The sequence below is a fragment of the Mesorhizobium sp. B1-1-5 genome, from assembly GCF_006443065.1.
GTDB lineage: Bacteria > Pseudomonadota > Alphaproteobacteria > Rhizobiales > Rhizobiaceae > Mesorhizobium.
Window position 1 is genome coordinate 1 of sequence record NZ_VFWS01000089.1, and the last position, 22,308, is coordinate 22,308.

Sequence of the window (22,308 nt, forward strand, 5' to 3'; positions counted from 1 at the left end):
GTGGGGGAGATGTCCGGCAGGACAGAGGGGGGCGCGAAGGATCGCGACGGCGGATGTTGGACGACTTTGCTCCGCCCGTGGATGACAAAGTGAGCAGCTTACGCCGCGTTCTTCCACCCGTCCCTGATATGCCGATACCCCTCGCGATAAATCGCCTCCGGGCTCTCGGCGAAATCGCGCCACACCTTGGTAGCCGCCGCCAGGTCCTTCAGCGAGCGGCCGAAGGATTCGATGGTCAGCCAGTCGTCATAGCCGCTTTTCCGGATGGCGGAGAACGTCTCCTTCCACGGGATGTTACCGCGCCCCGGCACGCCACGGTCATTCTCCGAAATGTGGATATGAACGACATTTCGGCGATGCTTCGTATAAGCGCCGATCGGATCGGCCTCCTCGATATTGGCATGAAAAGTGTCGTACATCGCCTTGATATGCGGCCGGTCGATCGCGTCGACATGTTCCGACAGGTCGGCCATGGTGTTGACGAGATAGCATTCGAAGCGGTTGAGCGCTTCCAGCCCGATGGTCACGCCCCTTTTGCCAGCATGGTCGCCGATGGCGCGCTGCGAGGCGACCGAGCGCTTCTTCTCGGCCGCGGTCGGCCCACTGCCGGAAAAGGCGCCGAGCGTCGAATGCAGCGGCCCGCTGAGCGTGTCCGCGCCGAGGGCCGCGCTGCAGTCGATCGCCCATTTCATATAGTCGATGCCGGCCTTGCGGGTGGCGGCATCCGGCGAGATCAGGTTCATCGCCGGATTGCCCATGGCCGAGACAGCGGTACGCTCAAGGCCGATGCGATCGAGCATCTCGCCGAGTTTTTTATAATCATCAGGCGCACCAACAAAGACCGGTATCTCGACGCCGTCGAAGCCGGTCGCCTTGATGTCCTTGAGCAGCGCCTCGTGTTTCTTCGAGACGCTGGTCGTCCACAAGAACATGCACATGCCGATTTTCATCGACACCCCCTCATCATCTTCGGCCGAGGGGTGACGAGATTCAGGTCAGGCCGAGTCGAAAATGGTGGTTTCCGAGAACCGGAGCGGAGCGTACTTAAAGTACGTGAGCACCGGAAGCGCAGGAAGCCGCCGTTTGCAGGCCGGCCTCACCTGAATATCGTCACCCCTATAGCTTCGTCCACGCCCCATTCTTCTTCGACGACCTCACGCAGGCCTCGATGAAGGCCATGCCTTCGACGCCGTCCGCGACCGTCGGGAAGACCACATCCTTAGCCGGCTTGCCGCCTTTCCTGCGCGCCGCCCGAATGGCGCGCGCGGCCTCCTGGTAGATGTTGGCGAAACCTTCAAGGTAGCCCTCCGGATGACCGGACGGCACGCGGCTGACGCGCGCAGCCACGGGCATCGCGCCCGCGCCGGCACGCGTCAAAAGCTGCTTCGGCTGGCCGAACGGCGTGTACCAGAGATAGTTCGGGTCGGCCTGCACCCATTCCAGCCCGCCCTTGGAGCCGTAGATGCGCAGCTTCAGCCCGTTCTCGTGGCCGGGCGCCACCTGGCTGGCCCAGATCATGCCCTTGGCCGGATGCGACTTGCCGACTGGCTTGAAGCGCAGCATGACGTTGACATTGTCGTCGAGCTGGCGCCCCGGCACGAAGGCGTCGAGATCGGCTGACAAAGTGTCCAGTTCTAGCCCGGACACGAAGCGGGCGAGATTATAGGCATGCGTGCCGATGTCGCCGAGCGCCCCGCCGGCGCCTGCCTGCTTGGGATCGGAGCGCCAGGAGGCCTGCTTCTGGCCGGTGGCGGCAAGGTCCTCGGTCAGCCAGTCCTGCGGATATTCCGACTGCACGATGCGGATATCGCCGAGCATGCCCTTGGCCACCATCTCGCGTGCCTGCCGGATCATCGGATAGGCGGTGTAATTGTGGGTCAGCACGAACACCTTGCCCGTCTTTTCGACCAGGCCGGCAAGCTTCTTCGCCTCGGCCAGCGACGTCGCCAGCGGCTTGTCGCAGATGACGTGGATGCCTGCCTCGAGGAAGGCTTTCGCCGCCGGCACATGCACGTTGTTTGGCGTCACGATCGCCACCGCCTCGATACCGTCGGGACGCTTGGCTTCGGCCTTGGCCATCTCGGCATAGGAGCCGTAGCTGCGCGCGGGATCGAGCCCGAGTTCTTCGGCCGATGCCTTGGCCCGCGCCGGATCCGACGACAGCGCGCCGGCCACCAGCACGAAGTCGTTGTCCATGCGCGCCGCGATGCGATGCACAGCGCCTATGAAGGCGCCCTGCCCGCCGCCGACCATGCCATAGCGGATCGGGCCGCCTCCCGCTTCCGACTTCGATGCGCCGACCATTCTTGTCCTCTCTCTTTAGTTCCTCACCCTCCCCTGTAGGGAGGGTCGACGCGCAGCGTCGGGGTGGGGGTATAAGAGTCCGCTGCGACTTGGGATTCAACCCCACCCGGACCTGCGGCCGAACCTTCTCAAGGGAGCTGCAGTCAAATCCCCATCATCGCCCGCAGCAGCTTTTTATCGGTCGTGCCGGCGGCGAAATCGTCGAAGGCCTTCTCCGTCACCCGGATGATGTGGTGCTGGATGAAAGGCGCCCCTTCCGCCGCCCCGTCCTCGGGATGTTTCAGGCAGCACTCCCATTCCAGCACCGCCCAGGAATCGTAATTGTACTGGGTGAGCTTGGAGAAGATGCCGCCGAAATCGACCTGCCCGTCACCCAGCGAGCGGAAGCGCCCTGCACGGTTCACCCAGCCCTGATAGCCGGAATAGACGCCTTGCCGCCCGGTCGGGTTGAACTCGGCGTCCTTGACGTGGAACGCCTTGATCCGCTCGTGGTAGATGTCGATGAATTCGAGATAGTCGAGCTGCTGCAAAAGGAAATGCGACGGGTCGTAGTTGATGTTGCAGCGCTTATGGCCGCCGACCGCGTCGAGGAACATCTCGAAGGTAGCGCCGTCGAACACATCCTCCGAGGGATGGATCTCGTAGCCGACATCGACGCCATTGTCCTCATAGACATCGAGGATCGGCTTCCAGCGTTTGCCGAGTTCGCCGAAGGCTTCCTCGATGAGGCCGGCCGGGCGCTGCGGGAACGGATAAAGGTAAGGGAAAGCCAGCGAGCCGGTGAACGACACCGAAGCGTCCAGCCCGAGATTGCGCGATGCCTTGGCGCCGAACTTCATCTGCTCGACAGCCCATTTTTGCCGTGCCGTGGGATTGTTGTGCACCGATGGCGGCGCAAATCCATCCATCTGCGCGTCATAGGCGGGATGCACCGCGACCAGTTGCCCCTGCAGATGCGTCGACAATTCGGTGATCTCGACGCCTGCATCCGCGCAGACGCCTTTCACCTCGTCGCAATAGGCCTTCGACGACGCTGCCCTCTCGAGGTCGAACAGGCGCGCGTCCCAGGTCGGGATCTGCACGCCCTTATAGCCCAGCCCTGCTGCCCATTTGGTGATGGAACCCAGCGAATTGAACGGCGCGGCGTCGCCCGCGAACTGCGCCAGAAACAGGCCGGGGCCCTTCATCGTCGTCGGCATCGGCATCCTCCCTCGTTTGTTTTCGCGACCAAGCATAGCGCCTATTGAAATGAGGGCCAGCCTGTTTGGTCAACCCTGTCGGCGTCTATGCATTGCGCCATTCTGGTATTACCAAATCCCGGAATTCGGTCAAGCGGCCGAAAACCGCGGAGGCGAGCCGAGCTTGCAAACAGATAAGTGGAATTACCACGTAAAATCAGACTATTGCTCGGCCGATAGAGCTTCAGCCGCCCACTTGTTGCCGTGCATGAAAATTTGCTGTAGAGGTCATGAAGGGCCCAATTGGTCGAACCAGTTTGGAGGAAAATTCTGGCAACGCCTTGGGGAGGAACCGTGCGCCCGCCTCTGCCGGAGGCGCCGCGGGGTAGAATGTGACAGGCGAATTCTGGGAAGGATAGACCATGCATCTTTCGACGCACAATTGGATGCGGGCGGAGCCGCTGGAGGTGACGCTCAAGCGCATCAAGAAATTCGGTTACGAATCGATCGAGATTTCCGGCGAGCCCGAGCAATACAAGACCAAGGAGACGCGCGCGCTCCTGAAGGAGCACGGCATCCGCTGCTGGGGTTCGGTGACTCTGATGCTCGGCGAGCGCAACCTCGCCGCCAGGGACCAGGGCCAGCGCGAGCGCTCGGTCCAATATGTCAAGGACGTGCTCACCATGGTGAGCGAGCTCGACGGCGAGATCATCACGCTGGTGCCCGCGACCGTCGGCAAGGTCGTTCCCGACGGCACCGAGGCGGAGGAATGGGGCTGGGTGGTCGATGCTACGCGCGAATGTTTCAGCCATGCCCAGAAAGTCGGCGTCAGGATCGCCGTCGAGCCGCTCAACCGCTTCGAGACCTACCTCTTCAATCGCGGCGCCCAGGCGCTGGCGCTGGCCGATGCGGTGAGCCCCGAATGCGGCGTCTGTCTCGACGCCTACCATATCCACATGGAGGAATTTAACGTCTATGACGCGATCCGTCAGGTCGGAAAGCGCCTGTTCGATTTCCATGTCGCTGACAACAACCGCTTCGCGGCCGGCCTTGGCCAGATCGACTGGCCGAAGATCGTGCGCACGTTGAAGGAAGTCGGCTATGACGGCGCGCTGACCAACGAGTTCGTCGCGCCCGTCGACCGCACGCCGGCGGCGCCCTATCCGGAGATGGTCGAGCGCAATCCGGTCGACATCTCGCCCGAGCAGCTCAAGTTCATCCAGGACCACGGCTCCAGCGTGCTCACGGAAAAATTCTACACCGACCAGATGCGCATCACCGCCGAAACGCTGCTGCCGCTGATCAAGTAGGCCTCGGGTTGAAACCTATGCCTTCCGCTGGCGGGCGGAGGGGCCGAAGGAAAAACATGCGCATCAAAAGCGTCCAGGCCTGGTGGGTTCGTATCCCGATCGAAGTCGCGAAGCAGCATCGCAGCGACTTCGGTCAGGTGACGACGTTCGACGCCGCAATTCTGCGCATCGAGACCGCTGACGGCCTGGTCGGCTGGGGCGAGGGCAAGAACGCCGCCGGCAGCGCCGGCAGCTATGGCGCGCTCGTTCATATGCTCAACCACGAGATCGGCCCGCAGCTGATCGGTTGCGATCCGGCCGACATCGGCATCATCTGGGAAATGCTCTACAACGGCGTGCGGCACGAGACGGCGGCGCATGCCGGCCATGCCATGCCGCAGCTGGCGCGGCGCGGCATGAGCGTGGCGGCGATCAGCGCCGTCGACATCGCGCTGTGGGACATCCTCGGCAAGTCGCTGGGGCAGCCGGTGTGGCGGCTGCTCGGCGGTCGCAAGGTCGAGCGTATGCAGGCCTACGCCTCGGGCGGCTGGGCCTCAGCCGACGCCATCGGCGAGCAGTTGCAATCCTACATCGCCAAGGGCGGCTTCAAGGCGCTGAAGATGCGCGTCGGCGCCATGGACGGCGCCCCGCATGTCTCGGCCGCGCGCGTGCGCGCCGCAAGGCAGGCGATCGGGCCGGAAGTCGATCTGATGGTCGACGCGCACGGCACCTATACCGTCGCCGAGGCCAAGCGCTTCATCAACCTCACCGCCGATCTCGACCTTGCCTGGTTCGAGGAACCGGTGACCGCCGACGACAAGCCGGGCATGGCCGACGTGCGCGCCTCGGGATCGACGCCGATCGCCACCGGCGAAAGCGAGGCGACGCGCTATGCCTTCCGCGATCTGGCGGTGCTGAAGTCGGCCGACATCTTCCAGCCGGATCCCGCCTTCTGCGGCGGCATCAGCGAGGCGATGAAGATCGGCACCATCGCCAGCGCCTTCAACCTGCGCTTCGCGCCGCATCTATGGGCCGGCGCGCCCTGCTTCTTTGCCGGGCTGCATGTGTGTGCCGCCTCGCCCGCCAGCTTCACCATTGAATATTCGCTCGGCGCCAACCCGATGATCCATGACCTCGTCGAGGAGACTGTCGAGGCGAAGGACGGTATGATAGCGATCCCTGAAAAGCCTGGATTGGGATTCACCATCTCCGAGCGATTCCTGGAGGCGCACGCGCAACGTATTTGACGATGAAAGAAAAGAACCTTCTCGCGGAACTCGCCGCCTATCTCTTTTCCAACTCGGACAAGGAGTCCGGCCGCACGCCCTCGGAGCGCGAGCTGGCGGAACATTTCGGCGTCAGCCGCGGCCAGATCCGCGAGGCGCTCGCCATCCTCGAGGCCATGCGCATCGTCGAGCGGCGCGCCAAATCCGGCATCTATATCGACACCAAGCAGGCGAGCGTGGAAGCGCTGGCGCTGTTCGCCCGCGCCGGCCTGCCGCTCGATCCGGTGCAGATCTACGAGACCGTCGAGCTGCGCAAGATCCACGAGATCAAGGCGGCCGAGCTTGCCTGCTCGCGCGCAACCGAAGAGAACTTCGAGCGCCTGCGCGAAATCCTGAAGGCTTCCGAAGAGCGCATCGCCGCCGGCGAAGGCCTTGCCAAGGAAGACCGCGAGTTTCACCTCGAGATCGTCCGCGCGACCAAGAACAGCGTCTTCCACAACATCTGCAGCGTCTATTACCTAATGGGCGAGCAACGCCTGCCGATCTATTTCAACGATCCCGAACGCTCGGTGCGCTCGCATGCCGAGCATATCCAGATCTACGAAGCGCTGTTGCGCCGCGACGGCAACCTCGCCCAGGCCCTGATGAATGCCCATTTGCAGGGCGCCGAGAGCTACTGGAAGGGGATCATCGAAGGCCGCGGAATGGAGCCGAAAAGCGCGGCGCTCGAGAAGGCTTGAGCGATCTCAGGAAAGTGTGGACGGTCAGGTTCGGCACCTTCGCCGTAGCCTTCCGTCCGAAACTGCGTGACCCACAGAGACAGGACAGTTCTCCGTTTCCGTGAAACGGCGAAATGCCCTTGAGCATTTTGCAGCCAGACGTTTAGCTTGGCATCGCACAAATGCGGAAATGGAACCCCATGCGCAAGATCCTGTCGACGCATCCGCTGCACCCACGCGCAACGGCGATGCTGGCCGGCGCCGGGCGGCTTGAGATCGCTTCCGCGCTCGATCCCAAGACGCTGACCGCTGAGGCCCGCGACGCCGACATCGTCATCGTGCGCGCGCCGCTGCCGCCGGAGCTGTTTGCGGGTGCTTCGAGCCTGCGCGCCGCGATCCGCCACGGTGCCGGGCTGGACATGATCCCGGTCGAGGCCGCGACCGCCGCCGGCGTGCTGGTGGCGAACGTGCCAGCGGTCAACGCCCGCTCGGTCGCGGAGCATGTGATGTTCACCGCCCTTGCGCTGCTGCGGCGCTTCCGCGTGATGGACCGCGACCTGCGCGCCAAGGGCTGGCTTGCCGGGCGCGAGCACGCCAACTCGACCAGCGAGCTGGCCGGCAAGACCATCGGCATCGTCGGCCTCGGCGCGGTCGGTCAGGCCGTCGGCCACATCGCCGCCCACGGCTTCGACCTCAATGTCGTGGCGACCACGCGCAGCCTGCGTCCGGCGCCCGAACGCGTCGGCTTCCTGTCGATCGATGCGCTGGTCGAGCAGAGCGACATCATCGTGCTCTGCTGCCCGTTGACCCAGGAGACGCGGGGTCTCATCAGTCGCGAGCGTATTGCCCGCATGAAGCCCAACGCGCTGCTGATCAATGTCTCGCGCGGCCCGGTGGTCGACGACGAGGCGCTGATCGAAGCCCTGCGTACCGGCCGCATCGGCGGCGCTGCGCTCGACGTTTTTGCGACCCAACCGCTGCCGCCGAACCATCCCTATTTCGGCTTCGACAACGTCATCGTCACCCCGCATATGGCCGGCATCACCGAGGAATCGATGATGCGCATGGGCGTCGGCGCCGCCGCCGAGGCCTTGCTGGTGCTCGCCGGAAAGCTGCCGGTCAACCTGCGCAATCCGGAAGTCATCGAGCACTACCGGCGGCGCTTTCCGGTCGGCGAATAGTTCCGAGGCGAACATCGCGACGGGTGCAGACCTGAGATTCCGGCCAGCCTTTTCCGGACTTGCATCCTGATGGCCTCCGCAGTCAACGGCCAAGCAAAGCCTCGACTGCGGCGGCAATGCGCAGCAGATGACTGTCCTGCCCGTGCTTGCCCACCAGCATCAATCCGGCCGGCAGCTTGGTGCCGGGCATCGGCAGCGAGATCGCGCAAAGATCGAACTGGTTGGCGACCTGCGTGTTGCGCAAGAGCAGCCCTTCCGTCTTGTCGCGCAGCGCTTCGTCGCCGGCCATGGCGGCGATGGACGGCGCGACCATCGGCACGGTCGGCAATGCCAGAACATCGACCGCCTCCAGCCGTTCCGCCATGGCCGCCACAAGCTCGGCGCGGCGGCGGATCGTGCGGATGTAGGCCGAGGCAGGGACAGCCAGCGCGCGCGTCAATGGCCCGGCGACATGCGGATCGACCGGCACGGACGCGCCGCTCGCCAGCCAATCGGCATGGATTTCGGCGCCTTCCATCGACGCGATCGTGCCGCGCCTGGTTGTCGCGCGCATCTCGGCGATGAGATCGTCGATGGACAAATCGGCAGCGCGGGCGCCGGCCCGCCCGATCCTGTCGATGCAGGCCTCGAAAGCCGCGGCGACCTCGGCTTGCGTCTCGCCGAACAGCACGCCGCGCGGAATGCCGATGCGCAGGCCGGCGAGCGAGACCGGCTGAAGGGCCGCCAGCTCTTCCCCCGCCATGACCGCATCGGCGATGGCGCAATCGGCGACGCTGCGGGCAAGCGGACCGATGGAATCCAGCGTGATCGACAGCGGAAAGGCGCCCGTCAAAGGCACGCGCCGCGCCGTCGGCTTGAAGCCGACGATGCCGTTGAGCGAGGCGGGAATGCGCACCGAACCGCCGGTGTCCGAACCGATGGAGATGTCGCTTGTGCCCTCGCCGATCGCAACGCCGGCTCCAGATGACGAGCCGCCCGGGATCAGGCCGGCATCGGCAGCGTTGCCCGGTGTGCCGTGATGCGGATTGTCGCCGATCGCTGTGAAGGCGAACTCGGTCATGTTGGTCTTGCCGAGGATGACCGCGCCCGCCTGGCGCAGCCTCTGCACGATCGCCGCGTCCCGCGCCGCCGGTTCGGCGCTGGCGCGGATCAGCGATCCGGCCGTCGTCGGCTCTCCGGCGACGTCGAACAGATCCTTGATCGAAACGATGCGCCCGTCGAGCGGCCCAAGGCTGACGCCGGCCTTGCGGCGGGCATCGGACGCATCGGCGGCTGCCCGCGCGGCTTCGGCATAGAGCTTCGTATAGACCTTCTCATCCGCCGCCCGATTGGCAAGACGTGACAGGATGATTTCGAGGCGGTCGCGGATGGATTGCATTTTCGATGTCGGGCCTTGCAAAATTGCAACGTCTTTTAGGCGTGCGGCCTGGTGTTGGCCGGCAAAGAGATAACCCGGCAAGTGTGCCTTTGCACCCTGCCAGCGATGGAAAGATGCTGATGCTGTACAAAGGCAGCTGCCACTGCGGCAAGGTGGCGTTCGAGGTCAAGGGCGAGATCGGCATGGCCGTGCGCTGCAACTGCTCGATCTGCTCACGCAAGGGCGCGCTTTTGTGGGCCGTGCCGCATGAGAAGCTCAATCTGGTTGCCTGGGGCGACGACCTCGGACGCTACACCTTCGGCAAGGTTCAAATCGCGCACCGCTTCTGCCGCACCTGCGGCATCCACCCCTTCGCCGAGGTGTCGGCCAAGGCAACGAACGGTCCGCCTATATCAACATCAACTGCCTCGACGGCGTCGACATCGCCAGCATCGAAGTGTTCGAGTTCGACGGCCGCTCGGCTTGAAGCTAGAATTAACAGCCCGGCGCTCGTGAGAGCCGGGCCGATGCTCGGAAGGGCAAGCGGTCTGGCCTACTCCGCCGCCTGCTTGGGCCCCATCAGGAACGCCACCAGCGCCGCCAGCAAGGTCGCCACGCCGCCATAGGCGAAAGCGCTGGCCACGCCGGCGTGATCGACCAGCAGCCCTCCGAAGATGGCGCCCAGCGCGATCGCCACCTGGAAGGTCGCGACCATCAGCCCGCCGGCGCTTTCGGCCTGGTCGGGCGCGGCGCGCACCAGCCATGTCTGCAGGCCGACCGGCACGGCGCCGAAGGCAAAGCCCCAGGCGGTGACGGCGACCGCCGCCGCAATCGGCGAAGCGCCGAGCGCAAGCAGCGCAGCCGCCGACAGGGCGATCAGCAGCGGCGCCAAGGCCACGGCCATTTTCAGGTTGCGCTCGGCCAGGAACGCGCCGGCGAAATTGCCGAAGAAGCCGCCAATGCCATAGGCGAGCAGCACCAGCGAGATGGTCTCGATCGGCATCGCCGGGACGGTCTCCAGGAACGGCCGCACATAAGTGAAGCCGGCAAACTGTCCGGAAGCGACCAGCAGCACCACCAGCAGCGCGATGCGGATCATAGGCCGCTTCAGCACCTCGACCAGCGTGCGGAAGCTTGCCACGGTCGTCGGCGGCAGGCTGGGAAGGGTGGCGAGTTGCACCAGAAGCGCCAGCCCGCCGACGACCGCGGCGATCATAAACGCCGTGCGCCAGCCCCAGATGTCGCCGACATAGGCACCGACGGGCGCCGCTGTCACGGTGGCGACCGATACGCCGGTGAGGATGATTGACATGGCGCGCGGCATCAGCCGCATCGGCACCAGCCTGAGCGCCATGGCCGCCGACATCGACCAGAAGCCGCCGAGCGCCACGCCCAGCACGACACGGGCAAGAAGCAGCATGGTGAGCGATGAGGCGAAGGCGGCGACGAGATTGGAGACGATCAGCAGGACGGAGAGGATCCACATGACCAGCCGGCGGTCGAGCCGCTTGGTAACGATCGCCATGGTCGGCGCGGCAATTGCCCCGACGACAGCCGTCGCGGTCACCGCCTGTCCGGCGGCGCCTTCGCTGACGCCCAGGTCTTGCGCCAATCGCGTCAACAGGCTGGCGGGCAGGAATTCGGCGGTGACCAGGCCGAAAACGCCGAGCGCCAGCGAGACCACCGCGGCCCACGCAGGCTCACTTCGTTCTTCAGGTTCGGTTCTGTCGAGGACAGCGGCGTCGATGGCGCCTGCGGCGGGCTCGGTCATGGCAAATCTCCGGTGAGTTGCAGCGCAACATTTGAGCTGCAATGCAACATAGGGAGTGACTATCTGGAGTTTCCATGCTAGAAACGCCGAAATGAATTACAATTCGTCCAAATCGGTTTTGGAGACTTCGGGCGACCCGCTCACCGACATGTTGCGTGGCTTGCGCCTCGATGGCGTCGACTATGGCCGCTGCGTGCTGGGCGAGCCCTGGGCCGTCTCCTTCCCCGCGCAGAAGGCCGCGCGTTTCCATTTCATCGGACAGCAGGGCTGCTGGCTGTTCTCGCCGGCCAAGGAATGGATCGAGCTCTCGGTGGGCGACGCGCTGCTGATCCCGCGCGGCGACGAGCATGTGCTGGCAAGCGCGCCCGGCGTGCCGCCGGTGCCGATCGGCCGCTACACCATCGAGCCGGTGTGCGAGAACATCTACGACGTCTCAAACGGCTGCGACGGCTGCAAGACCTTGCTGTTTTGCGGCTCGATGCATTTCAACCTCGACGGCTCGCATCCGCTGCTGGAGATGATGCCCGATCTCATGCAGGCGCATAAGCTGATGGCGAATGCGCCCGGTATCCAGCATCTGCTCGACGCCATGGCCGGCGAGGTGGCGATGGATCGGGTCGGCTCCGGCGGCATTCTTGCCCGCCTGGCCGACGTGCTGGCCGGCGCCATCATCCGCTCGTGGGTGGAGAATGGCTGCGGCGACGCCACCGGATGGATCGCCGCCGTGCGCAACCCCGATGTCGGCAAGGTGCTTGCCGCTATCCACCTGCAGCCGGAGCGCGACTGGACGGTCGAGGCGCTGGCAAGGATGATGGGCGCCTCGCGCTCCGCCTTCGCGCAGCGTTTCGCCGCCGTGGTCGGCGAGACGCCGGCCAAATACGTGCTGCGCGTGCGCATGCACCAGGCGCGGCAATGGCTTACCCGCGACGGCACGAGGGTTTCGGTCACGGCCTCGAGATTGGGCTATGATTCGGAAGCCTCCTTCAGCCGCGCCTTCAAGCGGGTGATGGGCGTGGCGCCGAGCCATTTCCGCAATGCCAGCGGCGACGAACAATCCTGATCGCGGCTGTCGGGCTGGAGGAATTGCCAAGTCTTTTGGACGCCGCGTCATTCCGCGTCGGCCGAGGCCGCATAAGCTGGCCGGCGGAGGAAACCGCCATGCCCAATCATCTTGCACCGCTTGCCCTTGCCGCACTTGCCATCTTGCCGAGCCCGGCTTTCGCGCTGGAAGACAGCTACCTGCCGGCCGACAAGATCCCTTACGCCGTCGAAGCGCCAGGCCAGCCTCAGCGCCTTGGCCCGCTATGGGGCGAACGGGCAAGAGGACCGGCCGGCACGCTGCTGAAGGTTCCCGGCAACTGGCGCGCGCCCGTCCATGCCCACACCGCCGATTACCGCGCAGTGGTCATCAAGGGTCTCTGGGCGCACTGGCAGATGCAGGGCGGCGAAGCCACCAAGGTCGAGTTGCCGCCCGGCTCCTACTGGACCCAGAAGGCCGACGAAATGCATGACGACGCCTGCCTGTCGGACACCGAATGCGTGATCCTGCTAATCAACGACACGCCTTACGAGACCTATCTGCCGAAATAAGGCTGCAGGCTAAGCCCGACTTCTATCCGACGTGCCGCAGGCTGACGCCGCTGCCTTTGTCGAACATCACCACCTTGTCGGGATTCCAGGCAAAGCGCACCGGCTCTTCGATCGCGACGTCGGTCCTGGCCGGCACCGTGGCCCGCAGCATCGTGTCGCCGACCCTCAGCGTCAGGATCTTCTCCACGCCGTGATTCTCGACATCGTGGACCCGCGCCTCGACCGGCGCGCCGCTCTCCAAGTAGACATCCTCCGGACGGATGCCGAAGACGAGCGGGCGACCGTCGGTCGCGCCGCTCGCCTTGGCTCCCCCAAAAGTCTTGGCCCCAATTGCGAGCGGCAGTTCGAAATTCATCGGCGCCATCACCGCGCGGTCGTCGACTAGTCTGCCGTCGATGAGGTTCATCGGCGGCGAACCGACGAAGCTCGCGACATAGGTGTCGCGCGGATTGTTGTAGATCTCATGCGGCGTGCCCGTCTGGACGATGCGGCCATGGTTGAGCACGCCGACCTTGTCGCCCATCGACATGGCCTCGATCTGGTCATGCGTGACGAACAGGAAGGTGGCTCCGAGTTGCATCTGAAGGTTCTTCAATTCCGTGCGCAGCGCCTCGCGCAGCTTGGCGTCGAGCGCCGACAGCGGCTCGTCCATCAGGAACACGCGCGGTTTGCGCACGATGGCGCGGCCGATCGAGACGCGCTGCATCTCGCCGCCGGAAAGCCGGTCGGTCTTGCGGTCGAGCAGGTGTTCGATCCTGAGCGTGCGGGCGGCGCGCGCGACACGGTCCTTGATCTCGGCATCCGGCAGCCGGCGGATCTTCGGCTTCAGCGGAAATTCGAGGTTCTGCCGCACAGTGTAGCGCGGATAAAGCGAATATTGCTGCAGCACCAGCGCGACGTCGCGCTCGGCCGCACCCCATCCGGCAACGTCGACACCATCGATGAGAACCTGCCCCTCGGTCGGCTTATCCAGTCCGGCGATCAGGCGTAGCGTCGTCGTCTTGCCGGCGCCGGTCTCGCCAAGCAGCACGAAGAACTCGCCGTCGGCTATGTCGAGGTTCAGACCCGTCAGCGCGGTGTGGCTGCCGTATTTCTTGGTGATGTTCTTCAGTTCGATATGGGCCATTACAGCCTTACTCCCAGCGACTTGCCGCTTGCCGTGTCGAAAAAGTGCGCCTGCTCGGGATCGATGCGGACATGGACTTTCTCACCGGGGCCCGAGACGTAGCCCGCCTTGGTGCGGGCGCGCAGCATCGTGGAGCCGACCCTGAGATCGACAATGTCGAACGACCCGAGCGGCTCGATGATGCTCGCCTCGACCGGCATGTAGCCGGGCGCCGCATCGTGCCGCACGAGTACGCCCTCCGGGCGGATGCCGAGCGTCAGGCCGCCATTGGCTGCATGCCCGTTGAGCCTGGACAGGAGCTGGCGCGGGAACTCGAAGCCAGTCGGCGCATCGCCGACGGTCACGGAGGTAGCGCCCGCCTGATCCGCGACACTGGCCTGGGCGATGTTCATCACCGGGCTGCCGACGAACTGCGCCACAAACAGGGTTGCCGGATGCGAATAGACATCGTCTGGCGTGCCGACCTGCTGGATGAAGCCTTCATGCATGATGACGATGCGGTCGGCGAGGCTCATCGCCTCGATCTGGTCGTGCGTGACATAGATCGTGGTCGACCCTTGCTTGACGTGCAGGCGCTTGATCTCGGCGCGCATCTCCTCGCGCAGCTTGGCGTCGAGCGCGCCGATCGGCTCGTCCATCAGCATCGCCTTCGGGCGCCGCACCAGCGCACGACCGATGGCCACGCGCTGCATGTCGCCGCCCGAGAGCGCCGACGGCCTCTTGTCGAGCAGATCGGTGATGCGCAGGACCCGGGCGACCTCGCGCACGGACTTGTCGACTTCGCCGCTGCTCATGCGCATTGCACGCAGCGGAAAGGCGACGTTCTCGAACACCGTCATATGCGGGTAGAGCGAAAAGGACTGGAACACCATGGCGATGTCGCGGTCGGCCGCCTTGAGGTGCTGCACCGGCTTGCCGTCGATCAGGATATCGCCCTGGTCGATCGTCTCCAGCCCTGCCACGGCGCGCAGCGTCGTGGTCTTGCCGCAGCCCGACTGGCCGAGCAGCACGATGAACTCGTTGTCGGCGATGGCCAGGTTCAGATTATGGATGACCTGGACGGCACCGAAGAATTTCTCGATGCCGCGAAGTTCGATCTGCGTCACTGGCGGGCTCCCTCATGCGTCGCGGCGCCGGTTTCCTCGCTCTGCTCCGGTGCGATCTTGGACGTGATGTTGAAGCCGATCAGCCCGATCAGGATGATCGTCACACCGTATGAATGCAGGCCGAGGCTCCATGGTTGGCAGAGCGCTACGATGCCCAGCACCATGAGGATTTGCGAGGCCGGCAGCAGGTACTTCTCGTTGGTGGAGCGAAAACTCATTTGCGGATTGCTCCGAACGTCACGCCGCGAAGCAGATGGTTGCGCAGCAGGAAGGTGAAGATTGCGACCGGCAACAGGAACAGGAAGGTACCCGCCGCGATCGTCGTCCAGTCCGGCAGGCCGGAGCCGATCTGCGAGGGGATGAAGGGCGGCGCCGTCTGGGCGCGCCGGTTGGTCATGATCAGCGCAAAGGCGTATTCATTCCAGGCGGTGATGAAGCAGAACACCGCGGTGGCGGCGATGCCGGTCGCCGCTTCCGGCAGCACGATCTTGAAGAAGGCCTGCATGCGCGTGTAGCCGTCGACGAGCGCCGCCTCCTCATATTCTTTCGGGATCTCGTCCATGAAGCCCTTCATCAGCCAGACCGAGAAGGAAAGATTGAAGGCGACATAGAGGATGATCAGGCCGATATGCGAATCGTTGAGGCCCACGACCCGGTACATCAGGAACATCGGAATGGCGACCACCACCGGCGGCAGCATGCGGGTCGACAGGATGAAGAAGAGCAGGTCCGCCTCGCCGGCGATCTTGAAGCGTGAGAAGCCATAGGCGGTGAAGGTTCCCATGCCGACGGCCAGCACCGTGCTGATCACAGCCACGATCAGGCTGTTCATGAACCGGTCGGGATATTGCGAAAGCTGCACGTCCTTGCCGACCTTCAGCACCCGCTCGCCGCCGTCATAGATGCGTTTTTCCCACCAGGGCGCGGCATCGTAGACTTGCGGATCGACGGGCTTCTGCATCTGCACGCGCTTGGTGAAGAGCCGCACGAACGGCGTCACCTCGGGCTCGAACAGCACGGTGGGCGGGACGCTGACGGCGAGCTCCTTCGGCTTGAACGCCGTCGAGGCGATCCAGTAGATCGGTGCCAGGAAGATCAGCGTCGCGATCAGCACCGCGGCGATGGCGATGCGGTTGAAGGCGACCTCGGAAGAAGTGCGGACGGCGGCCATGTCAGCGCTCCTTCACCTTGTTGAGATACTTCACGTAGAGATTGGTGATCGCCAGCACCATGATCAGCACGATGTAGGCCAGCGCGCAGGACTTGCCCGTATCCCACTGCTGGAAGGCCTGCTTGTAGAGCCGGATCGCGATCAGCTCGGCGGTCGGCTGGGTGGTCATCGTGTAGGCGATGTCGAAGGTCTTGAAGGCTTCCATGGTGCGGAAGATCAGCGCGATCAAAAGGATCGGCGAGACCAGCGGCAAGGTGATGCGAGTGAAGGTGTACCACCAGCCGGCGCGGTCGATCGCGGCCGCCTCGTAGAGATGCTGCGGCACGGCCGAGAGACCGGCGAGCGACAGCAGCATGACGAAAGGCGACCACATCCAGATATCGGTGATCGCGACTGCATAGAGCGCGCTGTCGGGATTGGAGAGCCAGGCGAAGTCGCCAAGGCCGAAGACATAGTTGATCGGTCCCCAGGACGGGCTGTAGAGCAATTGCCAGAACAGGCCGACGACCGCCGCGGACATCATCATCGGCAGCAGCAGAAGCGTGGTGACCAGGCCCTTCATCGGAAAGCTGCGGTTGAGCAGAAGCGCAAGGCCGAAGCCGACGATCATCTGCCCAGCCACCGAAACGATCACGTATTTGGCGGTGATGACGAAGTTCGACCAGATATGATCGTCGCTCAGCAGCTCACGATAGTTCTGCAAGCCGACGAACTGCCAGGGTTCGCTGCGGTTCGCGGCGAAGTTCGTGAAGGAATAGCCGAGCGAATAGATCAGCGGGAAAATATTGAAGACGATCAGAAAGACCAGCGTCGGGATGATGAACAGGTTGCGGATGGTCAGATCGGACCAGCCGCGAGCGGCGGCCCTGGACGCTGGATCAAGATTGGTAAGGGCTACCGAAGCCAACTTTGTCTCCTGAAAACAGGAATGCCGGAGGGGGAAACCTCCTCCGGCATTCTGACTGCGATGCTTACTTGTAACGGTTGTACTTGGTGAAAGTCGCCTTCCAGTCGGCGGTCGTCTTGTCGAGCGCCTCCTGGGCGGTGCCCTTGCCGCCGACCACGAACGGATAGATGTTCTGGTTCAGCTGGTCGAGCACTTCGGCGTATTCAGGCGTTGCCCAGAAGTCCTTGACCATGAACATCGTGTCGTAGAACGCTTTGTTGTAGGGCGTCGCGTTCTGGAAGGCTTCGGACTTCAGCACGGCCTGGCTGCAGGTGTAGCCGCCGAGCTCGGCCCACTTCTTCTGGGTCTCGTCCTTGATGAACCACTCGAGGAACTTCATCGCCTCGTCCTTGTTCTTCGAATACGAGACGACCGAGATGCCCTGGCCGCCGAGCGCGGCGAAGCGCTTGCCGTCCGGGCCGGCCGGATTGGCGAAGAAGCCGGTGACGTCGGCGTAGGGGTTGGTGGCCTTGTTCACCAGCGGCGGGAAGAAGGCGAAGAAGTTCATGCTCATCGCGGCCAGGCCGCCGGTGATCGCCTGGTTGTCTTCCACGAAGAAAGTCTTGCCCCAGCCCGGAGGCGTGAACTTGTAGAGTTGCTTGTACATGTCGAGGCCGGCGGCGGCTTCCTTGGAGTTGGTGATGCCGTCGACCTTGTAGGTCGCGTAGTCGCCGAGATCGCCGCCATAGCTGAAGATGGCGCTTTCGACGCCCATCGCCATCGCGTCATAGGAATTGTCGGTGTAGATGGCGACGCCGTACCGCTTCTGGTCCGGACGGTGGAAGAACTCGGCGATGTCGCGCAGCTGCGCATAGGTCGTCGGCACCGCGAGGTCGTAGCCGTATTTGGCCTTGAAGGCTTCCTTCTCCTTCGGGTCCTCGAACCAGTCCTTGCGATAGGACCAGCCGATCGCGTCGCCTTCCAGCGGGATTGCCCAGTACTTGCTGGAACCGCCCGGGTACTCGGCGTAATATTTGATGGTCGCGGGCGCCATCACGTCGCCAAGCTTGTGCTGGTTGAAGAAGTCGGTCAGGTCGACATAGTGGCCTTGCGTCGAACCGGCGCCCAGCCATTGCGAGTCGCCGACGACCATGTCGTAGGCGTCGCCATGCGCGTTGAACTCGGTGAAGGCCTTGGTCTGGAAGTCGGGCCACGGCGTTGTCTGAACCGTGACCTTCACGCCGGTTTCGGCCGTGTAGTCGTTGACGAGTTCCTGCAGATAGTTCGCCGGATCCCATTCCGCCCAGAAGATGGTGAGTTCCTTATCCTGCGCGCGGACGGATGTCCCGCAGGCAAGCGCCAGCCCAATACCAGCAATCACGCTGGTCACAATCTTGCGCATAGTTTTCCTCCCTTGTGCGCATTCTACCGTCTCATGCGAGCCGGCGGCGAAGCCGGCCTTGGTAGTTCCTCCTGTGATGGCACCTCTCCGGTTCCAGGCCTCCCACCCTGTCGGAAATGGATCGCAGCCTTCACTTTGATCCGCTTTATCGGTCCTAAATCTGGTATTACCAATTTCAGCTTGGCGTCAAGCGCTTTCTTGGAAGGCCAGAAGCGGACGAACGAGCCAACCATTATTGCATCTGCCTGTTTTCCCTCGTTTTTCCTACTCCTTGATACGCGGAGACCTTGTGGCGAGCCGCCCACCTCAATTAACATTCAAAACTGTCCCTACAATCTGGTCGAACCAGATTTAACCGATCGTCGCCTCAGGCGCCGTAGCCATTCCTGCCGATTTTGCCTCCGATTCCGCCATCGCGGCGCGCACCAAGGCGCCTGCCGCCCACTGCGCGACCGACATCATCTCGGCGCTGTTCAGCCCCCAGATGTCCTTCAGCACCGTGACCACCTCGACGCCGAACATCAGCGACAGCGCCTGGGCCAGGCGCCTCAACTGGCGCGGCTTCAGGCGCCCCTTGAGCGGCGCGACCGCATCCTTCAACAGGTCGACGCGATGGCCGCGAATGAAGGCCGGTTCGGACCCGAGCGTGCCCGCCTGGCGCCGCGCCCATTGGTCGAGGGACAGTTTCAGCGCCGCCTTGAATGTCGCCTCGAAGGCTTCGATGCGCGGCATCGCGGTGGCGAACAGGTCCGCCACGCGCCGCTCGGCATCGTCGGATGCCGACTTCCAGGTGAGGATCGGGCCGAGCCCTTGATCGACCACCGCCTGCACCAGCGCCGCCTGGCTCGGGAAATAGCGGTAGGCGGTGGCGCGCGACACCTCTGCCGCCTCCGCGACCTCGCTGACCGAAGGGGTCATGCCGGACTGCATCAGCCTCGTCGCCGTTTCCAGCATCAGCCTCTTCGTGCGGGCGCGCGGCCCCTTCTCTGCGGCCGGCGCCTGCGTGGCATCATCGGCGGAGGCGGCTTGTTGACGTGAGACATCCATATCAATACGATACGCGCGTCTCAAAAATTTGCAATGGCTCCCGGATTGGCCACGTTGACGCTCTACGGCGCCCCCCTCTGTCCTGCCGGACATCTCCCCCACAAGGGGGGAGATTGGCTTGCCTTGATGCCGCCGCTTCTCCTGCGACGCTCAAGATTGGCGAAAGCAAGCCGGAAATCCGATCTCCCCCCAAGTGGGGGAGATGTCCGGCAGGACAGAGGGGGGCGCCGAAGAGCAACAGGCTCTCATGCGTTAAGCATCGCTATCTCCGGCCCGCCCAGCCGAGAGACGCATCCATGAAGCGTATCTATGTGATCGGCACCGCCGACACCAAAGGTGAGGAACTCGCCTTCCTGGCCGATGCCGTCGCCAAGGCCGGCGGCGCGGTCGTCCGTGTCGATATCGGCACGCGCGGCGCGACCGTCCCGGTGGATACCCCCGCCAGCGAGGTCGCCGCGCATCATCCCAAGGGAGCGGGCGCTGTTCTCGGCATCGACGATCGCGGGGCCGCCGTTGCCGGCATGGGCGCGGCCTTCGCGAATTTCATCCAGTCACGTAACGACATCGCCGGGGCGATCGGCATCGGCGGCGGCGGCGGCACCTCGATCGTCACCGCCGGCATGCGGGCGCTGCCGCTCGGCCTGCCGAAGATCATGGTCTCGACATTGGCCTCCGGCGATACCGCGCCTTACGTCGACATCTCCGACATCATCATGATGCCGTCGGTCACCGACATGGCGGGACTGAACAGGCTCTCCCGCACGGTGCTGCACAATGCCGCCCAGGCGATCGCGGGCATGGCGGCGAAGCCCGCCTCGGCCGCCGCCGGCAAGCCGGCGCTCGGGCTCACCATGTTCGGCGTCACCACGCCCTGTGTGACGGCGATCGTCGACCGATTGCGCCCCGACTATGACTGTATGGTCTTCCATGCCACCGGCACCGGCGGCCGCTCGATGGAGAAGCTCGCCGACAGCGGCCTGCTTGCCGGCGTCCTCGACATCACCACGACGGAAATCTGCGATTTCCTGTTAGGCGGCGTGCTGCCGGCGACCGAGGATCGCTTCGGCGCGATTGCGCGCACGAAATTGCCCTATGTCGGCTCGGTCGGCGCGCTCGACATGGTGAACTTCTGGGCGCCGCCGACGATCCCGGAAAAATATCGCGGGCGGCTCTTCTACGAGCATAATCCCAATGTCACGCTGATGCGCACCACCGCCGAGGAGTGCCGCAAGATCGGCGAATGGATCGGCGGTCGCCTTGCCCGATGCGACGGTCCGGTCCGCTTCCTGATTCCGGAGAAGGGCGTCTCGGCGCTCGATATCGAAGGCGGCGCCTTCTTCGATCCGGAAGCCGACGCCGAGCTGTTTGACGCCATTGAGCGCACGACCGGTCCGACCAGGAACCGCACCGTCACTCGCCTGCCCCTGCACATCAACGACCCCGCCTTCGCCAAGGCTGCGGCGGAGGCCTTCCTCGACATCGCCAAGAAGTGAGACAAGACAAGCATGGCTGCCATTCCACGCAAAACGATCCTGGAAAAATTCGGCAAGATGATCGCCGACGGCGTGCCGATCGTCGGCGGCGGCGCCGGCACCGGCCTGTCGGCCAAGGCCGAGGAAGCCGGCGGCATCGACCTGATCATTATCTACAATTCCGGCCGCTACCGCATGGCCGGGCGCGGCTCGGCCGCCGGCCTGCTTGCCTACGGCAATGCCAACGAGATCGTCAAGGAGATGGCCTATGAGGTGCTGCCGGTGGTGAAGAAGACGCCGGTGCTGGCCGGCGTCAACGGCACCGATCCATTCGTTATCATGCCGCTGCTGCTCGCAGAGCTGAAGACGATGGGCTTTTCCGGCGTGCAGAATTTTCCGACCGTCGGCCTGTTCGACGGCACCATGCGCCAGAGCTTCGAGGAGACCGGCATGGGTTTTGGGCTCGAGGTCGACATGATCGCCGAGGCGCACAAGCTCGACCTCCTCACTACGCCTTACGTCTTCAACCCGGACGAGGCGCGCGCGATGACGAAAGCTGGAGCCGACATCGTCGTCGCCCATATGGGTGTGACGACAGGAGGCTCGATCGGCGCCACCTCGGCGAAAACGCTCGACGCCTGCGTGAAGGAAATCGACGCCATTGCCGATGCCGCGCGCTCGGTGCGCAAGGACGTCATCCTGCTTTGCCATGGCGGACCAATCTCGATGCCCGACGACGCGCGCTACATTCTCGAACGCTGCGAGGGCTTGCATGGCTTTTACGGCGCAAGCTCGATGGAACGGCTGCCGGCCGAAGCGGCGATCGCCAGGCAGACGGCGGATTTCAAGGCGGTTTCGCTTCACGACCAGAAGACAGAAGCAAAGAAAAAGAAGGGATGAGACAATGGCCGATAGGAGCAAGGTTTTCGTCTATCCGAAGGATGTCAGCGCCTTCGGCTTCGACTGGGGCAAGCTGTCGCTGACCGTCGCGCCGGAAGTGAACGGCGCGGAGCGCTTCTCCGGCGGCGTCGTCGACTTGCCGCCGGGCCAAGGCCACACCCGCCACAACCATCCGGGCGCGGAGGAAATCATCTTCGTCATCTCCGGCAATGGCGAACAGATGGTCGAGGACGAGAACGGAAATCCTGCGGTGGCGAAAGTCGGCCCCGGCTGCACCATCTACGTGCCGGAAAGCCGCTTCCATTCGACGCTCAACACCGGTGGCCAGCCGATGCAGCTCTTCGTCGTCTATTCGCCGGCCGGCCCGGAGCTGGCGCTACGCGATCTGCCGGATTTCAGGCTGCTGCAGGCGGGTGCGTGATCTTCAGCGTCGCAGCCCCTCATCCGGCCGCTTCGCGGCCACCTTCTCCCCGTTGGGGAGAAGAGGTTGGCGCCGACGCTGACAGGCTCCTCTCCCCTTGGGGAGAGGTCGGATTGCCCCGAATTGCCCTTCGCAATTCGGTTGGCAATCCGGGTGAGGGGG

At 64.1% G+C, this 22,308-nt stretch carries 21 protein-coding genes and 1 pseudogene; 10 read left to right on the top strand and 12 right to left on the bottom strand.

Annotated elements, in window-relative coordinates:
* Nucleotides 1-98: 98 nt before the first annotated feature.
* The 3 genes from FJ980_RS22025 to FJ980_RS22035 all read right to left on the bottom strand — a co-directional run bounded on the left by FJ980_RS22025 (nucleotide 99) and on the right by FJ980_RS22035 (nucleotide 3,503).
* The gene (locus tag FJ980_RS22025) at nucleotides 99-950 is read right to left on the bottom strand and encodes a sugar phosphate isomerase/epimerase (protein WP_140545874.1); all 852 of its coding nucleotides are present in this window, start codon (nucleotides 948-950) and stop codon (nucleotides 99-101) included.
* Nucleotides 951-1,116: 166 nt separating this feature from the next.
* Nucleotides 1,117-2,304 carry a Gfo/Idh/MocA family oxidoreductase gene (locus tag FJ980_RS22030; protein WP_140545875.1) on the bottom strand — a complete coding sequence of 396 codons (1,188 nt, stop codon included), beginning with the start codon at nucleotides 2,302-2,304 and terminating at the stop codon, nucleotides 1,117-1,119.
* Between the two features lie 143 nt (nucleotides 2,305-2,447).
* Nucleotides 2,448-3,503 (bottom strand): sugar phosphate isomerase/epimerase, encoded by a 1,056-nt coding sequence (locus FJ980_RS22035; protein ID WP_140545876.1) that lies wholly within the window; start codon nucleotides 3,501-3,503, stop codon nucleotides 2,448-2,450.
* 401 nt (nucleotides 3,504-3,904) lie between these two features.
* On the opposite strand from FJ980_RS22035, the gene FJ980_RS22040 reads away from it, so the two are divergent.
* The 4 genes from FJ980_RS22040 (at nucleotide 3,905) to FJ980_RS22055 (ending at nucleotide 7,897) form a co-directional block, all read left to right on the top strand.
* Nucleotides 3,905-4,792 carry a sugar phosphate isomerase/epimerase gene (locus tag FJ980_RS22040; RefSeq protein WP_095769204.1) on the top strand — a complete coding sequence of 296 codons (888 nt, stop codon included), beginning with the start codon at nucleotides 3,905-3,907 and terminating at the stop codon, nucleotides 4,790-4,792.
* A gap of 56 nt (nucleotides 4,793-4,848) precedes the next feature.
* On the top strand, nucleotides 4,849-6,018 hold the full coding sequence (locus FJ980_RS22045; protein ID WP_140545877.1) for a mandelate racemase/muconate lactonizing enzyme family protein: 1,170 nt from the start codon (nucleotides 4,849-4,851) through the stop codon (nucleotides 6,016-6,018).
* Between the two features lie 2 nt (nucleotides 6,019-6,020).
* Nucleotides 6,021-6,737, top strand: a complete 717-nt coding sequence (locus tag FJ980_RS22050; protein ID WP_140545878.1) for a FadR/GntR family transcriptional regulator — start codon at nucleotides 6,021-6,023, stop codon at nucleotides 6,735-6,737.
* A 179-nt stretch (nucleotides 6,738-6,916) separates the two neighbouring features.
* Nucleotides 6,917-7,897 (top strand): hydroxyacid dehydrogenase, encoded by a 981-nt coding sequence (locus tag FJ980_RS22055; protein WP_140545879.1) that lies wholly within the window; start codon nucleotides 6,917-6,919, stop codon nucleotides 7,895-7,897.
* An 82-nt stretch (nucleotides 7,898-7,979) separates the two neighbouring features.
* On the opposite strand, the gene FJ980_RS22060 is transcribed toward FJ980_RS22055, so the two are convergent.
* Entirely contained in the window at nucleotides 7,980-9,275 is a 1,296-nt protein-coding gene (locus tag FJ980_RS22060; RefSeq protein ID WP_140545880.1) for an amidase, read from the bottom strand.
* Nucleotides 9,276-9,394: 119 nt separating this feature from the next.
* On the opposite strand from FJ980_RS22060, the pseudogene FJ980_RS22065 reads away from it, so the two are divergent.
* Nucleotides 9,395-9,741: pseudogene (locus FJ980_RS22065) on the top strand (GFA family protein).
* 66 nt (nucleotides 9,742-9,807) lie between these two features.
* Here FJ980_RS22065 and FJ980_RS22070 read toward each other — a convergent pair.
* Nucleotides 9,808-11,025, bottom strand: coding sequence for an MFS transporter (locus FJ980_RS22070; RefSeq protein WP_140545881.1), 1,218 nt, complete (start codon nucleotides 11,023-11,025; stop codon nucleotides 9,808-9,810).
* Between the two features lie 91 nt (nucleotides 11,026-11,116).
* Between FJ980_RS22070 and FJ980_RS22075 the strand changes: the two genes are divergently transcribed.
* Complete coding sequence (locus FJ980_RS22075; RefSeq protein ID WP_140545882.1) at nucleotides 11,117-12,085, top strand: AraC family transcriptional regulator; 969 nt, start codon at nucleotides 11,117-11,119, stop codon at nucleotides 12,083-12,085.
* Nucleotides 12,086-12,183: 98 nt separating this feature from the next.
* Nucleotides 12,184-12,615 carry a DUF4437 domain-containing protein gene (locus FJ980_RS22080; protein WP_140545883.1) on the top strand — a complete coding sequence of 144 codons (432 nt, stop codon included), beginning with the start codon at nucleotides 12,184-12,186 and terminating at the stop codon, nucleotides 12,613-12,615.
* 22 nt (nucleotides 12,616-12,637) lie between these two features.
* Here the strand turns inward: FJ980_RS22080 and FJ980_RS22085 are convergent, their stop codons facing one another.
* The 7 genes from FJ980_RS22085 to FJ980_RS22115 form a co-directional block, all read right to left on the bottom strand.
* A complete protein-coding gene (locus FJ980_RS22085; RefSeq protein WP_140545884.1) occupies nucleotides 12,638-13,741 on the bottom strand; it encodes an ABC transporter ATP-binding protein in 1,104 nt (367 codons plus the stop codon).
* On the bottom strand, nucleotides 13,741-14,847 hold the full coding sequence (locus tag FJ980_RS22090; RefSeq protein WP_140545885.1) for an ABC transporter ATP-binding protein: 1,107 nt from the start codon (nucleotides 14,845-14,847) through the stop codon (nucleotides 13,741-13,743). The genes FJ980_RS22085 and FJ980_RS22090 overlap by 1 nt, the downstream gene beginning before the upstream one ends.
* On the bottom strand, nucleotides 14,844-15,065 hold the full coding sequence (locus tag FJ980_RS22095) for a hypothetical protein (protein ID WP_095769197.1): 222 nt from the start codon (nucleotides 15,063-15,065) through the stop codon (nucleotides 14,844-14,846). The genes FJ980_RS22090 and FJ980_RS22095 overlap by 4 nt, the downstream gene beginning before the upstream one ends.
* Nucleotides 15,062-16,018, bottom strand: a complete 957-nt coding sequence (locus tag FJ980_RS22100; protein WP_140545886.1) for a carbohydrate ABC transporter permease — start codon at nucleotides 16,016-16,018, stop codon at nucleotides 15,062-15,064. Before FJ980_RS22100 ends, FJ980_RS22095 begins: the two co-directional genes overlap by 4 nt.
* Nucleotide 16,019: 1 nt before the next feature.
* Entirely contained in the window at nucleotides 16,020-16,925 is a 906-nt protein-coding gene (locus FJ980_RS22105; RefSeq protein ID WP_140545887.1) for a sugar ABC transporter permease, read from the bottom strand.
* 64 nt (nucleotides 16,926-16,989) lie between these two features.
* Nucleotides 16,990-18,306, bottom strand: a complete 1,317-nt coding sequence (locus tag FJ980_RS22110) for an extracellular solute-binding protein (protein ID WP_140545888.1) — start codon at nucleotides 18,304-18,306, stop codon at nucleotides 16,990-16,992.
* A 351-nt stretch (nucleotides 18,307-18,657) separates the two neighbouring features.
* Nucleotides 18,658-19,353 (bottom strand): TetR/AcrR family transcriptional regulator, encoded by a 696-nt coding sequence (locus tag FJ980_RS22115; protein ID WP_140545889.1) that lies wholly within the window; start codon nucleotides 19,351-19,353, stop codon nucleotides 18,658-18,660.
* Between the two features lie 296 nt (nucleotides 19,354-19,649).
* Here FJ980_RS22115 and FJ980_RS22120 point away from each other — a divergent pair, with 296 nt between their 5' ends.
* The 3 genes from FJ980_RS22120 to FJ980_RS22130 are packed head-to-tail and all read left to right on the top strand — an operon-like array spanning nucleotide 19,650 to nucleotide 22,146.
* Nucleotides 19,650-20,846 (top strand): Tm-1-like ATP-binding domain-containing protein, encoded by a 1,197-nt coding sequence (locus tag FJ980_RS22120; protein ID WP_140545890.1) that lies wholly within the window; start codon nucleotides 19,650-19,652, stop codon nucleotides 20,844-20,846.
* Nucleotides 20,847-20,858: 12 nt separating this feature from the next.
* Nucleotides 20,859-21,725 carry a phosphoenolpyruvate hydrolase family protein gene (locus FJ980_RS22125; protein ID WP_140545891.1) on the top strand — a complete coding sequence of 289 codons (867 nt, stop codon included), beginning with the start codon at nucleotides 20,859-20,861 and terminating at the stop codon, nucleotides 21,723-21,725.
* Nucleotides 21,726-21,729: 4 nt separating this feature from the next.
* Nucleotides 21,730-22,146 (top strand): cupin domain-containing protein, encoded by a 417-nt coding sequence (locus FJ980_RS22130; RefSeq protein WP_140545892.1) that lies wholly within the window; start codon nucleotides 21,730-21,732, stop codon nucleotides 22,144-22,146.
* Nucleotides 22,147-22,308 lie beyond the last annotated feature (162 nt).

Bases quoted from the DNA above. Each gene is read 5' to 3' on its own strand.
- FJ980_RS22025 (WP_140545874.1), bottom strand. From the start codon at position 950: ATGAAAATCGGCATGTGCATGTTCTTGTGGACGACCAGCGTCTCGAAG.
- FJ980_RS22030 (WP_140545875.1), bottom strand. From the start codon at position 2,304: ATGGTCGGCGCATCGAAGTCGGAAGCGGGAGGCGGCCCGATCCGCTAT.
- FJ980_RS22035 (WP_140545876.1), bottom strand. From the start codon at position 3,503: ATGCCGACGACGATGAAGGGCCCCGGCCTGTTTCTGGCGCAGTTCGCG.
- FJ980_RS22040 (WP_095769204.1), top strand. From the start codon at position 3,905: ATGCATCTTTCGACGCACAATTGGATGCGGGCGGAGCCGCTGGAGGTG.
- FJ980_RS22045 (WP_140545877.1), top strand. From the start codon at position 4,849: ATGCGCATCAAAAGCGTCCAGGCCTGGTGGGTTCGTATCCCGATCGAA.
- FJ980_RS22050 (WP_140545878.1), top strand. From the start codon at position 6,021: ATGAAAGAAAAGAACCTTCTCGCGGAACTCGCCGCCTATCTCTTTTCC.
- FJ980_RS22055 (WP_140545879.1), top strand. From the start codon at position 6,917: ATGCGCAAGATCCTGTCGACGCATCCGCTGCACCCACGCGCAACGGCG.
- FJ980_RS22060 (WP_140545880.1), bottom strand. From the start codon at position 9,275: ATGCAATCCATCCGCGACCGCCTCGAAATCATCCTGTCACGTCTTGCC.
- FJ980_RS22070 (WP_140545881.1), bottom strand. From the start codon at position 11,025: ATGACCGAGCCCGCCGCAGGCGCCATCGACGCCGCTGTCCTCGACAGA.
- FJ980_RS22075 (WP_140545882.1), top strand. From the start codon at position 11,117: ATGAATTACAATTCGTCCAAATCGGTTTTGGAGACTTCGGGCGACCCG.
- FJ980_RS22080 (WP_140545883.1), top strand. From the start codon at position 12,184: ATGCCCAATCATCTTGCACCGCTTGCCCTTGCCGCACTTGCCATCTTG.
- FJ980_RS22085 (WP_140545884.1), bottom strand. From the start codon at position 13,741: ATGGCCCATATCGAACTGAAGAACATCACCAAGAAATACGGCAGCCAC.
- FJ980_RS22095 (WP_095769197.1), bottom strand. From the start codon at position 15,065: ATGAGTTTTCGCTCCACCAACGAGAAGTACCTGCTGCCGGCCTCGCAA.
- FJ980_RS22100 (WP_140545886.1), bottom strand. From the start codon at position 16,018: ATGGCCGCCGTCCGCACTTCTTCCGAGGTCGCCTTCAACCGCATCGCC.
- FJ980_RS22110 (WP_140545888.1), bottom strand. From the start codon at position 18,306: ATGCGCAAGATTGTGACCAGCGTGATTGCTGGTATTGGGCTGGCGCTT.
- FJ980_RS22115 (WP_140545889.1), bottom strand. From the start codon at position 19,353: ATGGATGTCTCACGTCAACAAGCCGCCTCCGCCGATGATGCCACGCAG.
- FJ980_RS22120 (WP_140545890.1), top strand. From the start codon at position 19,650: ATGAAGCGTATCTATGTGATCGGCACCGCCGACACCAAAGGTGAGGAA.
- FJ980_RS22125 (WP_140545891.1), top strand. From the start codon at position 20,859: ATGGCTGCCATTCCACGCAAAACGATCCTGGAAAAATTCGGCAAGATG.
- FJ980_RS22130 (WP_140545892.1), top strand. From the start codon at position 21,730: ATGGCCGATAGGAGCAAGGTTTTCGTCTATCCGAAGGATGTCAGCGCC.